Source organism: Kitasatospora sp. MAP12-44 (assembly GCF_029892095.1).
Lineage (GTDB): Bacteria > Actinomycetota > Actinomycetes > Streptomycetales > Streptomycetaceae > Kitasatospora.
This window is the reverse complement of sequence record NZ_JARZAE010000004.1, coordinates 5,788,365-5,801,293: the sequence shown is the minus strand read 5'-3', so window position 1 is coordinate 5,801,293 and position 12,929 is coordinate 5,788,365. Positions and strand designations below refer to the sequence as shown.

At 72.6% G+C, this 12,929-nt stretch carries 7 protein-coding genes and 1 pseudogene; 1 reads left to right on the top strand and 7 read right to left on the bottom strand.

The genetic code is table 11. The annotated features are described in order from the left end of the window. Positions 1-5: 5 nt before the first annotated feature. Together P3T34_RS26710 and nrdR are read right to left on the bottom strand one after the other, a co-directional pair. Positions 6-2,891, bottom strand: a complete 2,886-nt coding sequence (locus P3T34_RS26710) for a vitamin B12-dependent ribonucleotide reductase (protein WP_280668576.1) — start codon at positions 2,889-2,891, stop codon at positions 6-8. Between the two features lie 202 nt (positions 2,892-3,093). Continuing rightward, on the bottom strand, positions 3,094-3,597 hold the full coding sequence (gene nrdR / locus P3T34_RS26705) for a transcriptional regulator NrdR (RefSeq protein WP_280668575.1): 504 nt from the start codon (positions 3,595-3,597) through the stop codon (positions 3,094-3,096). 520 nt (positions 3,598-4,117) lie between these two features. Here nrdR and lexA point away from each other — a divergent pair. Then, positions 4,118-5,044 (top strand): transcriptional repressor LexA, encoded by a 927-nt coding sequence (gene lexA, locus P3T34_RS26700; RefSeq protein ID WP_280668574.1) that lies wholly within the window; start codon positions 4,118-4,120, stop codon positions 5,042-5,044. A gap of 62 nt (positions 5,045-5,106) precedes the next feature. Here the strand turns inward: lexA and P3T34_RS26695 are convergent. From P3T34_RS26695 to P3T34_RS26675, 5 genes and pseudogenes are all read right to left on the bottom strand, one after another. Then, positions 5,107-7,069 (bottom strand): annotated as a pseudogene (locus P3T34_RS26695) (ATP-dependent DNA helicase). 162 nt (positions 7,070-7,231) lie between these two features. After that, entirely contained in the window at positions 7,232-9,052 is a 1,821-nt protein-coding gene (locus P3T34_RS26690) for an IucA/IucC family siderophore biosynthesis protein (RefSeq protein WP_280668573.1), read from the bottom strand. Then, a complete protein-coding gene (locus tag P3T34_RS26685) occupies positions 9,030-10,424 on the bottom strand; it encodes a SidA/IucD/PvdA family monooxygenase (RefSeq protein WP_280668572.1) in 1,395 nt (464 codons plus the stop codon). Before P3T34_RS26685 ends, P3T34_RS26690 begins: the two co-directional genes overlap by 23 nt. Positions 10,425-10,426: 2 nt before the next feature. After that, positions 10,427-10,963, bottom strand: a complete 537-nt coding sequence (locus P3T34_RS26680) for a GNAT family N-acetyltransferase (protein WP_348534690.1) — start codon at positions 10,961-10,963, stop codon at positions 10,427-10,429. Then, positions 10,960-12,759, bottom strand: a complete 1,800-nt coding sequence (locus P3T34_RS26675; protein ID WP_348534689.1) for an IucA/IucC family protein — start codon at positions 12,757-12,759, stop codon at positions 10,960-10,962. Before P3T34_RS26675 ends, P3T34_RS26680 begins: the two co-directional genes overlap by 4 nt. Positions 12,760-12,929 lie beyond the last annotated feature (170 nt).

Genomic DNA, 12,929 nt, shown 5'->3' with positions numbered 1-12,929 from the left:
CGGTATCAGCTGCAGCCGCTGGTGGAGCCGCAGCCCTCGCAGAGGTAGCAGCTGCCCGCGCGGCGCATCTTGGTGCCGCACGAGAAGCACAGCGGGGCGTCCGCGTTCAGGCCGAGCTGGATCTCCATCAGCTCGGTCGAGTTGTGCGGCTGGGCCGGGGCCTTGGCGGGCTTGGGCGCCTCGGCCTGGACCGGAGCGGCGACGGCGCGCGGCGCCGACTGGGCCAGGCTCTCGACGTCCATGTCCTCGTCGGAGTCCAGCGGCTCGTAGGAACCGGTCTCCAGGTGCCGCTGGCGCTCCTCGACGGAGTGGATGCCCAGCGCGGAGCGGGTCTCGAAGGGCAGGAAGTCCAACGCCAGGCGGCGGAAGATGTAGTCGACGATCGACTGCGCCATCCGCACGTCCGGGTCGTCGGTCAGACCGGCCGGCTCGAAGCGCATGTTGGTGAACTTCGAGACGTAGGTCTCCAGCGGGACGCCGTACTGCATGCCGACCGAGACGGCGATCGAGAAGGCGTCCATCATGCCCGCGAGGGTCGAGCCCTGCTTGGACATCTTCAGGAAGACCTCGCCGAGGCCGTCGTCCGGGTAGGAGTTGGCCGTCATGTAGCCCTCGGCGCCGCCCACCGTGAAGGAGGTGGTGATACCCGGGCGGCCCTTGGGCAGGCGCTTGCGGACCGGGCGGTACTCGACGACCTTCTGGACCACGGGGGTCTCGGTGCCGGCCTCGTCGGTCTTCTTGGCCGACAGCGGCTGGCCGACCTTCGAGTTCTCACGGTAGATCGCCAGCGCCTTGACGCCGAGCTTCCAGGCCTCGAAGTAGACCTCCTCGACCTCCTCGACCGTGGAGTTCGCCGGCATGTTGACGGTCTTGGAGATCGCGCCGGAGATCCACGGCTGGATCGCCGACATCATCCGCACGTGGCCCATCGGCGAGATCGAGCGCTCGCCCATCGCGCAGTCGAAGACCTCGTAGTGCTCGGTCTTGAGGCCCGGGGCGTCGATCACATTGCCGTGCTCGCCGATGTGGGCGACGATCGCCTCGACCTGCTCGGGCTGGTAGCCGAAGCGGCGCAGGGCGCGCGGCACGGTGCCGTTGACGATCTGCATCGAGCCGCCGCCGACCAGCTTCTTGAACTTCACCAACGCCAGGTCCGGCTCCACACCGGTGGTGTCGCAGTCCATCATCAAGCCGATGGTGCCGGTCGGGGCGAGCACCGAGGCCTGGGCGTTGCGGAACCCGTTCTGCGCGCCGATCCGCAGCACGTCCTGCCAGGTCTCAGTGGCGGCGGCCCAGACCGGGGCGTCCAGGTCGTCGACCGGGACGGCGGCGCTGTTGGCGTCGGCGTGCTGGCGCATCACCCGCTGGTGCGGGGCGGCGTTGCGGGCGTAGCCGTCGTACGGGCCGACCACGCCGGCCAGCTCGGCGCCGCGGCGGTAGGCGGTGCCGGTCATCAGCGAGGTGATGGCGCCGGCCAGCGCGCGGCCGCCCACGGAGTCGTACGCGTGGCCGGTGGCCATCAGCAGCGCGCCGAGGTTGGCGTAGCCGATGCCCAGCTGGCGGTAGGCGCGGGTGGTCTCGCCGATCTTCTCGGTCGGGAAGTCGGCGAAGCAGATGGAGATGTCCATCGCGGTGATGACCAGCTCGACGACCTTGGCGAAGCGCTCGGCGTCGAAGCCCTGCCCGCTGTCGGACGCAGTGTCGTCGCGCAGGAACGTCATCAGGTTGAGCGAGGCGAGGTTGCAGCTGGAGTTGTCCAGGTGCATGTACTCGGAGCAGGGGTTGGAGGCGTTGATCCGACCGGACTCCGGGCAGGTGTGCCAGTGGTTGATGGTCGAGTCGTACTGGATGCCCGGGTCGGCGCAGGCCCAGGCGGCCTCGGCCATCTTGCGGAAGAGCTTCTTGGCGTCGACGGTCTCGATGACCTCGCCGGTCATCCGGGCCCGCAGGCCGAAGTCGGTGCCGTTCTCGACCGCGGTCATGAACTCGTCGGAGACGCGGACCGAGTTGTTGGCGTTCTGGTACTGGACGGAGGCGATGTCGTCGCCGCCGAGGTCCATGTCGAAGCCCGCGTCGCGCAGCGCGCGGATCTTCTCCTCCTCCTTCACCTTGGTCTCGATGAAGGCCTCGACGTCCGGGTGGTCGACGTCCAGCACGACCATCTTGGCCGCGCGGCGGGTGGCGCCACCGGACTTGATGGTGCCGGCCGAGGCGTCGGCGCCGCGCATGAAGGAGACCGGCCCCGAGGCGTTGCCGCCGGAGGAGAGCAGCTCCTTGGAGGAGCGGATCCGGGAGAGGTTCAGGCCGGCGCCGGAGCCGCCCTTGAAGATCATGCCCTCTTCCTTGTACCAGTCGAGGATGGACTCCATGGAGTCGTCGACGGCCAGGATGAAGCAGGCGCTGACCTGCTGGGGCTGCTTGGTGCCGACGTTGAACCAGACCGGCGAGTTGAAGCTGAACACCTGGTGGAGGAGGGCGTGGGTCAGCTCGTGCTCGAAGATCTCGGCGTCGGCGGGCGAGCCGAAGTAGCCGTTCTTCTCGCCGGCGGCGCGGTAGGTGAGCACCACGCGGTCGATGATCTGCTTGAGGCTCCACTCGCGCTGCGGAGTGCCGACAGCGCCGCGGAAGTACTTGCTGGTGACGATGTTGACCGCGTTGACCGACCAGAAGTCGGGGAACTCGACGCCGCGCTGCTCGAAGTTGATCGAGCCGTCACGCCAGTTGGTCATGACGACGTCGCGCCGCTCCCAGCTGACCTCGTCGTACGGATGGACGCCAGGGGTGGTGTAGATGCGCTCCATCCGCAGACCGCCCTTGGGAGCCTTGCCGGCTCCCTTCGCTGCCTTGTCGGACTTCGACCCGCGTGCGGAACCGCTCGTCGTGTCTGTCACTTCTGCTCCTCCTCCTGGGCAAACGCCCTGAGTGCCCGATTTCTTTCGGGGCGCGCCACGCGCTCCGAGGGGGCACTGCTGTTTCGCTTCTCCTGGCATGCGGGCAGGCCGGGACACCCGACCGATCTCGCACGGTTTGTCATGTTCTGCGTGCCGTTTTCGGGCGCGCGAGCACCCTGGACAGCCGGGTGCGGGTGCGCCGCTAGGGCGCTGCGGCGGGAACCGGGACGGCTGCGCCGTCGCCCGTCTCGCCGGGGGGCTGCTCGGTGCCGCGCAGCAGGGCGATCGCGGCCTCGAAGTCCGCGAGCCCGTCGTAGGCCTGGTAGACCGACGCGAACCGCAGGTAGGCGACGACGTCCAGGTCCCTGAGCGGACCGAGTATGGCCAGTCCCACGTCGTGGGTGGAGAGTTCCGCGCTGCCGCTGGCCCGCAGGCACTCCTCGACCCGCTGGCCGAGCAGGGCGAGGGCGTCCTCGGTGACCGGTCGGCCCTGGCAGGCCTTGCGGACTCCGGAGATCACCTTCTCCCGGCTGAACGGTTCGGTCACCCCGCTGCGTTTGATGACCATCAACGCGGCGGTCTCCACCGTGGTGAAGCGGCGACTGCAGTCGGGGCATTGGCGGCGGCGGCGAATCGAGCTGCCGTCGTCAGTCGTGCGACTGTCGACCACTCGGCTGTCGGAGTGCCGGCAGAAGGGGCAGTGCACGGACGACTCCCTTCCTGGCGGAACTCGGGCGGCGGAACTGGCGGGGCTGCGGGGGCCTGGATCGACTCCCGGGCACCGCCGAGTCTAAACGACACCACCCTTCGGACCACAACCTGTGGGCCGCGACGCCCCATGTAACCACTAGATCTAGGAAAGTGCGGCGACGGACACCACCCGTGTGTCGTAGCGCCCGGATCACCTGGCGCGATCGGTGCTGGTCAGCGCCGAGCGGCATCGCGGACACCGCACCCGAACGGCTCATGGACGTGGCGCACGGCTCACGGGATGCCTCCCGGCAGCGCCTTCAGGTCACCTTCAGGCCACCTTCGGCCCGGATTCAGCGGGCGAAGCGCAGCGACCATAGAATACGACTATCGAACATTTAATCGACATACACCCAAAGCCTTGATCGAGTCAGCCGACTCCTCAATAATTCACTCGAACGTGTGTTTGGCGCAACCTTTCGATAGGTGCTGCCGTTGGGCTGGACAAGGGAGAACGCCCGTCGAGAGGGGCCGCCGTGAGCACCGTACAGACCAGCACCAGCAGCAGCACCGCCGTCCAGACCAGCGCCGCCGACAGTCACACCATCCCGGTGCAGGACCGTTCCCAGCACACCGGGGGGCGGCCCTCCTTGGACCAGCAGAGCATGGACCAGAGCATGGATCGCAGCGACGAAAGTCTCCGCCCCGCCGCCGCGCCGGGCTACCTCCCCGACCACCAGGTCGAGCACGCGTCCGCCCAGGACGTCCCGCTCGGTCTGGCGAGCGGCCAGGCCCGCGCCCTGCCGGGGCGGCCACCCGGCATCCGCACCGACGAGGCCGGGCTGACCGAGCGCCAGCGCCGGGTGATCGAGGTCATCCGGGATTCCGTCCAGCGCCGCGGCTACCCGCCGAGCATGCGGGAGATCGGCCAGGCGGTCGGCCTCTCCTCGACCTCCTCGGTCGCCCACCAGCTGATGGCCCTGGAGCGCAAGGGCTTCCTGCGCCGCGACCCGCACCGCCCGCGGGCCTACGAGGTGCGCGGCGTCGAGGTCAGCCGGCCGAACACCGCCGAGGCGGCCGGGCGGCCGTCCACCTCGTATGTGCCGCTGGTCGGCCGGATCGCCGCCGGCGGCCCGATCCTGGCCGAGCAGACGGTCGAGGACGTCTTCCCGCTGCCGCGTCAACTGGTCGGCGAGGGTGAGCTGTTCGCACTCACCGTGCGCGGCGACTCAATGATCGAGGCGGCCATCTGCGACGGCGACTGGGTCACCGTGCGCCGCCAGCCGGTCGCCGAGAACGGCGACATCGTGGCCGCGATGATCGATGGCGAGGCCACCGTCAAGCGCCTCAAGCGCGAGGACGGCCGGATCTGGCTGATGCCGCACAACCCGGCGTACGAGCCGATCCCGGGCGACAACGCGACCATCCTGGGCAAGGTCGTCGCGGTGCTGCGCCGGCTCTGACCGACGCATGGCGCTGCCCCCGGTCCGCGCGGACCGGGGGCGCCGCCATGCTCAGCCGCGGCTCAGCCGCGCTTGGCCACCGGACGCGGCTCCGGAGCGGAGGCGGCGATGGCCGCCAGCGAGCGCCGCACCTGGTTGCGGTCGGTGGTGTACCAGAAGTCCGGCATCGAGGAGCGGAAGAAGCCGCCGTAGCGAGCGGTCGCCAGCCGCGGGTCGAGCACCGCGACCACGCCGCGGTCCTCCGCCGCCCGGACCAGCCGACCCGCGCCCTGCGCCATCAGCAGCGCGGCGTGCGTCGCCGCCACCGCCATGAAGCCGTTGCCGCCGGCCTCCTCGACCGCCTTCTGCCGCGCGCTCATCAGCGGATCGTCCGGACGCGGGAACGGGATCCGGTCCATCACCACCAACTGGCAGGCGGAACCGGGCACATCGACGCCCTGCCAGAGCGAGAGGGTGCCGAAGAGGCAGGTCTCGGCGTCGGCCGAGAAGTTGCGGATCAGCTCGCCCAGGGTGTCCTCGCCCTGCAGCAGGATCGGGAAGTCCAAGCGCTCGCGCAGCTGCTCGGCGGCCGTCTGGGCGGGCCCGCATCGAGGAGAACAGGCCGAGCGTGCGCCCGCCCGCCGCCTCGATCAGCTCCGCCAGCTCGTCCAGCATCTGCGGGCGCTCCGGCTCGCGGCCGGGCGGCGGCAGGTGCTTGGCGACGTACAGGATGCCCTGCTTGGGGTAGCTGAACGGCGAGCCGACATCCAGCCCGCGCCAGAGCGGCGGGGCGTCCTCGGCGCGCTCGCCGCGCTCCGGCTCGGCCGGCGTCCGCTGCTCCGGCAGCCGGCCCTCGCCGGGCAGGCCCACCGAGGCGGCCACCCCGTTGAAGTCGCCGCCCAGCTTGAGGGTGGCGGAGGTGAGGACGACCGAGCGCTCCTTGTAGAGGTTCTCGCGCAGCAGCCCGGAGACGCTCATCGGGGCCACCCGCAGCGAGGCGGTGCCCATCCCGAAGCGGTCGTTGCGCTCGATCCAGATCACGTCGTACGGCGAGTCGGTGAGCAGCCGGTCGGTGGTGTCGTGCAGCGTCTCGGCCATCGCCATCGCCTGCTTGCGCACCGCGTCCTCGTCGGTGAGCGACTTGTCCCTGGTCTCGCCGAGCGAGGTGATCACCTGGCGGCTGGCGTCCCGGATCGCGGTGACCGCGTAGGCGAGGTACTCGGGGAGCTCCTCGACCCGGCCGGCCTGGGCGGTCTCCATCAGGCCGTGGTAGCTCTCTGCGGCGGCCTGCAGCGCGTCCACCGCCTTCTCGTTGGCCAGCCTGGCGGCCCGCTTCACGGCGCGGTTGACCGCGCTGACGGTGAGCTCGGCGGTGGCCGCGCCGGTGACCCGGTTGACCAGCTCGTGCGCCTCGTCCACGATCAGCAGCTCGTGCTCGGGGAGCACCGGCGCGCCCTCCAGCGCGTCGATCGCCAGCAGCGCGTGGTTGGTCACCACCACGTCGGCCAGCTTGGCCCGCTCGCGCGCCTGCTCGGCGAAGCACTCCTGGCCGTAGGCGCAGCGGGTCGCGCCCAGGCACTCCCGGGAGCTCACCGAGAGCTGCGCCCAGGCCTTGTCGGAGACGCCGGGGGTGAGGTCGTCGCGGTCGCCGGTCTCGGTCTCGTCGGCCCAGTCGCGCAGCCGCAGGACGTCCTGGCCGAGCTTGCCGGTCGGGCCGCCGAGCGCCTCGGCCGGATCGAAGAGGCCCTCGCCCTCGTCGCTCGGGGTGCCCTCGTGGGCCCGGTGCAGGCAGAGGTAGTTGGAGCGGCCCTTGAGCATCGCGAAGAGCGGGCGGCGCCGCAGGATCGGGTGCAGCGCCTCGACCGTCCGGGGCAAGTCCCGCTCCACCAGCTGGCGTTGGAGCGCCAGAGTGGCGGTGGCGACCACCACGCGGTCGCCGTGCGCGAGCGCCGGGACCAGGTAGGCCAGGGACTTGCCGGTGCCGGTGCCGGCCTGCACCAGCAGGTGCTCGGCGCTGTCGACCGCCTCGGCGACGGCCTCGGCCATCCGGATCTGCCCGGGCCGTTCGACGCCGCCGACCGCGGTGACCGCGGCATGCAGCAGCTCGGGGATGCGGGCACGGCCTACGGGGGCCGGGGCGGCGGGCTCGCCCGCCTCGGCGTCGGCCAACAGCTGGGGTGCGGAGTCGTCTCTCATGACGCTCCAAGCCTACGGGGCCGCACTGACAGCGCGGTCCCGCGGCCCGGGTAGCGCTGCGGCACCGGCCGGGTGCAGCGGGTTGGCGACCTGCCCGTGCACCGCCGCGTGCGGGCGCTCGGGCCGGTCCCGGTAGCCGTCCAGCAGCAGCCGGTTGCGGTTGAGGCAGAGCCGGTCGATGGCGGGGGTGAACAGGTCGAAGAGCGCGAACCGCTCGCGCAGCTCGGGAAAGCGCTGCTGGTAGCGCAGGATCTCGGCGCGCAGCAGCGCCCAGAACTCCGCCTCGGGCAGGCCGAGTCGGCTCTCCAGCAGCGGGGCGAGATAGCGGTAGACCCCGATGAAGAGCCCGGAGTGCAGGAACTGGCAGAGGAACGCCGGGGGTTCGCGCAGCAGCACGCCCGCCACCGCCGGGGGCAGCGTGCGCAGCTCGGGGAGGTCCTGGTCGCTGATGTTGACGTCGTCGACGAAATCCTTGACCGCCAGGCGCACCGGGGTGTCGGTGCGGTCGAAGACCACGATCGCGTTCTCGCCGTGCGGCGAGAAGACGGTGCCGTAGCGGTAGAGGAAGTGCAGCAGCGGCGGCAGCATCGCGGCGAGCAGCCGAGCCGCCCAGTCGCGCGGGGTGAGCCCGGAGCGGGCGATCAGCTCCTCGACCAGCGCGCGCCCGTCCGAACCGGTCTGCAGCAGCGCGGCGAGCGTGCGGGCCCGCTCCCCCTCCGCCAGCCGAGCGCCGAGCGGTTCGCGCCAGATCGCGCCAAGCAGTTCCTTGTACTGGTACGGCGCCTCGGGCAGCCGGGCGTAGTACGGGTGCTCGACGGTGACCGAGGCCACCTCGCCGAGCAGCACCACCCGGCACTCCTCACGCAGGAACGGGTCGCCGTCGCGCAGCGCGTGGATCCACCGGGTGACGTCCGGCGCGGCCAGCGTCCGCTCGGTCGGCAGCCCGCGCCAGACCAGCGTGTTGAGGATCGCCAGCGGCAGCTTGACGGTGCGCCGGAGCGGCGTGGTGGCGTTGAAGAAGGAGCGGATGGACTGCTGCGGCAGCCGCCGGTCGCCGTCGGCGGGCAGCAGCACGATCCTGCCGTCCGCGATCCAGGGCGCGAAGAGCGGCAGCACGGTCTCGTCCCACTGCCAGGGGTGGACCGGCAGCAGCAGGTACTGCGCCGGGTCCTTGCCCCGGCCGGCCAGCAGGTCGCGGTAGCCGGCCAGCACCTGCGGGTCCAGCTCCTCGCGGTAGAGCGCCTCGGCGTCGGCCAGCTCGCCGACGCCCCGGTACTGGGCCAGCGAGCGGTGCACGGCGAGCCAGGGCAGCGCCTGCGGGGTACGCGCCTCGGGGGCCCAGGCGGCGGCGTCGGAGGCCGAGAAGCCGAGCCGGCCCTTGTTCGGCACGATCCAGGGGTGGCCGCTCTGGTGCCCCTCCAGCTCGGTGTGGCCCAGTTCGGCCAGCTCGGCGGCGGTCAGCGCGCCTGCCGCGAGGCGGACGTCGGCGAGCAGGGTCGCCGTCAGCTCCCTGACCAGGTGCCCGCTGGTGTCACCGGAGAGCCCGAGCAGCCCGCGGGCCGCCAGCAGGAACGCCAAGGGGTCCTCGGCCGGCGCCCCGTCGGCGCGCACCGAGTGCGGGTCGACCTGCCAGCCGCCGTACGCGCCGCGGCGCGCGGCGAAGCGGTACTCCGGGCCGTCGGGCAGCGCGAGCCGGTAGCCGCCGGGCACCGGCTCGGGGCTCAGCAGCTCCTCGTAGCTGAACTCGCCGATCATCTTGGCCAGCATCGCCCGGCCGGCCGAGCGCCAGCGGTCCTGGTTCAGGGCGGGGTCAGCGGCTGGTGGCTGGGGCACGGTTCCACTCCTCGGCATGGGCGGCGGACTGGGTCGGCAGCGGGGTCGGGGCGAAGCTGGTCCACGCCGTCCGGGCGGGCAGCCGGTGCACGGCCCGGCCGCAGAGCGCGTTCAGGATGACGGCCGCGCGGTGCGCGCCGAGGCCGAGGTCGGGGGTGCCGACGCCGTGCGTGTGCAGCTCGGCGTTCTGCACGTACAGCCCGCCGGTCAGCGCCGGGCGGGTGGCCACCCGGTGGTCGAGGCCGATCCGGTAGCGGCCCTGCTCGTCCCAGTCGATCAGCGCGGCGAGCGGCTCCAGCGCGGCCGGGCGCACCGCGCGGTAGCCGGTGGCCAGCACCACCGCGTCGGTGCGCACCAGCCGGGGCACGCCCGAGTCGCGGTGCAGGCAGCGCAGCTCCAGGCCGCCGCACGGGCCGGGCAGCGCGCAGGTCACCTCGGTGCCGGGGGTGATCTCGACGTCGGCGGCGGCCGGCGGGCGGCCGATGCTCCGCTCGTACAGCAGGTCGTGGATCTCGGCCAGGGTCTCGGCGCTGGCGGCCTTGTGCAGCTGCCACTGCTCGGCCACCAGCTGGTCGCGGACCTGGCCGGGCAGGGTGTGGAAGTAGCGGGTGTAGTCCGGGGTGAAGTGCTCCAGGCCCAGCTTGGAGTACTCCATCGGGGCCAGCGCCCTGGTCCGGGTCAGCCAGCGCAGCCGGGTGCCGTCGCCGGCCCGGCTGCGCAGCAGGTCCAGGAAGACCTCCGCGCCGGACTGGCCGGAGCCGACCACGGTGATGTCCCGGGCGCCGTCCAGGGCACGCCGGCGCTCCAGGTACTCGCCGGAGTGCCAGACCGCGCCGTGGTCGGCCAGCGCGGCGAAGGCCTGCGGGCGGACCGGCTCGGTGCCGACCCCGAGCACCAGGTTGCGGGCCCGGACCCGCTCCTCGGCCCCCGCGGAGCGCAGCGTGGCGGTGAACGCGCCGTCCTCCCAGTGCACCGCAGTGACCGTCGCGCCGAACCGGCAGGAGGCGAGCCGCTCGGCCGCCCAGCGGCAGTAGTGGTCGTACTCGCGGCGGGGCAGCTGGAAGCGCTCGGAGAAGTAGAAGGGGAAGAGCCGGTCGTGCTCGCGCAGGTAGTTGAGGAAGGACCACGGGTTGGTCGGGTCCACCAGCGAGACCAGGTCGGCCAGGAACGGCACCTGCATCCTGGCTCCCTCGACCAGCATGCCCGGGTGCCAGCGGAACTCCGGCCTGGCGTCGCAGAACAGCGCGCGCAGGCCGTCCACTTGGTCGGCCAGCGCGGCGAGCGAGAGGTTGAACGGGCCGATGCCGACCCCGAGCAGGTCGTAGGGGAGCTGGGTGTCCATCGGCGGGGTGTCCATCGGCGGGGTGTCCATCGTTAAGCTCCTCGGTGTCGTTCTCGCTCACGGATCATCAGCAGCGCGCGCTTCTCGGGCAGCTCCAGCTCACCGGCGGCGGTGAACCCGGCCTGCTGGAAGGCCCGGACCGAGGCGGTGTTGCGGACGTCCGGCTCGGCCACCACCCGGGAGCCGCGCCGCAGCAGCTCCTCGGCCAGCGCGGCCAGCAGGACCGCGGCCAGGCCCCGGCCGCGGTAGCGCGGCGGGCCGAGCAGCAGGTGCACCCCGGTGTCGCCGGGGCGGGCCGGGTAGTGGGCGGCCAGTGCGTCCCGCTCGGCCTGGTAGACCTCCCAGTAGCTCATCGGGACGCCGTCCAGCAGGCCGAGGAGTGGCCGGCTGTGACTGCCCTCGGCCAGCTGGGCCAGCACCTGCCGCTCGGTGGCCTCGGCCGGACCCGCCAGCTCCCAGAACGCGGCCACCGCCGGGTCGTTCATCCACTCGGTGATCAGCGGCAGGTCGGCGGGTTCGACCGGACGCAGCCGGAACTCCCCGGCGGCGGTGGGCAGTACGGTCGTCATCGCGGGGCCACCGGGTTGTCGAGCCGGACGTAGACGGACTGCGTCTCGACCGGCCCGACCAGCTCGTCCAGGCCGTGCAGCCGGGTCAGCAGGTTGGCCTTGCAGCGCAGCTGCGGGGACTCCAGCAGGTGCGCCGGGAGGGTGGAGCCGGTGGCGGTGGCGGCGGGCCCGGCCAGGAACCGGCGCAGCGCCGCCAGCAGCACCCGCTCGTCGGCCAGCCGCTGCGAACCGAAGGCGCCGATCAGGCCCAGGACATGGTTGATCCCCAGGTAGTAGGCGAACCGCTCCTCGGCGACCGCGTCCTCGACGAAGGTGTCGCTGGCCTTGCCGATACCCGGCAACCGCTGCTCGAGACGCTCGGCGTGCGAGGCCCGGAAGTAGTAGCCCTGGTTGTCCCGGAACCGGCCGCCGATCGGCCAGCCGGCCTGGTCGAGCAGCACCAGGCTGTTCTGCTGGTGCGCCTCCAGGGCGATGCCGGCCCGGCCGTCCAGCCAGAGCACCGGCAGCACCGCGGCATCCAGGTAGCGCAGGAACCACTCGGTGGACACGGTCGGCAGCGGCCGGCCGCTGCGGCGGGCCAGCGAGCGCAGCACGTCGCCCAGTTCGGACGGCACCCCGGGCGCCGGCTCGCCCAGCGGGCGTTCGGCGACCAGCCCGGCCACGCAGAGCGCGCGCTCCTGCGGGCCGAACGGCTGCCGGCGCAGCACGGTGTCCAGACCGCTCGCGGTCCGCTCGTCCAGGCCGGGCAGGTCCACGCCGATCCAGGCCGGGTCGCGGACGATGTCGAAGCCCGGGTGGGCGGCCCGCCACTCGGCGCCCAGGCCCGCCTCCAGCAGCTGGTGCACCTCGAGGCCGCGGTGCAGCTCCTTGCGCAGGTTCTCCCGGCGGGAGTTGGTGATCCGCAGGCCGAGCGAGAGCTTGAGCATCCACGGCGTGCCGGGGCGCATCACGGTGCGCACGGAGGAGGTCGGGTGCCAGGGCTCGCCGTGCGCGCCGAGGTCGTGCAGCAGGCCCTCGGCCAGCAGCTGGGCGATCTGCGGGCGCAGTGCCAACTCGCGGGCCTGCCAAGGGTGCAGCGGCAGGGCGGCGGTGCCGGGCGGGAGCAGCGCGGGAGCGTCGAGCAGGCTCGCGGTCAGTTCGGCGGCGTCCTGGGCCAGCGCCGAGCCGGAGGCCAGCAGCTCGCGGTCGACGGCGAACCAGTGCAGCGCGAAGGAGCCGCGCAGCTCCGGCGAGTAGGCGGCGCTCTGGGCCGGGCCGAGGCCGTCGCGGCTCTTCGGGGTGGGGTGCAGCGGGTGGCCGAGGAGCAGCGCCTGCTCGGCCCGCAGGAAGACGGAGTCCGGGCCTGGGCCCGGGTGCTGACGCCGGTGCAGCAGGATGTCGGCGGTACGGCGCACCGAGTCGGCGACCCGGCCGGCCAGGTCGGCGATCTGCTCCGGGTCGGGCCGGTCGGCCGCCGCGCGGGCCAGCAGCGCGGCGGCGGTGACCGCGTCCAGCGGGACGCCGCTCTCGGCCTGGCCGGGCGCCAGCACAGCGGGGCCGAACCGGTGCCAGCCGCAGAGCGACCAGTGCCTGACGTCCGCCAGCAGCCGCGCGGCGCCGCCGAGGACAGCGATCCTCAGCACCCCGTCCTGGTCCGGACGCGCCCCGGTCTCTCTGGTCCAGCAGCGCAGCAGGACCTCGATCGCGGCCTGCTCGGCGGCGACCGCGGGGTCCTGGTGGAGCAGCGGGTCGGACTCGGCGGACTGGTCCAGCTGGCGGGGGACGGTGGCCGGGGCTCCGGTCAGGGCGGTGCTCAAGGCTGCTCCTTGCGACGCGTCGGACTGCGGATGCGGGGGCTCTCGCCCGTCCGGGGACATCCGGTTGGTCTAACGAGGCAACGGCCCGCTGAGCACGGCCGAGGTCGCGGTGACGCGCAGTCGGCACAGCGCGGTGACACGCAGTCAGCCCGGTTAGACCGCGCTCCCCC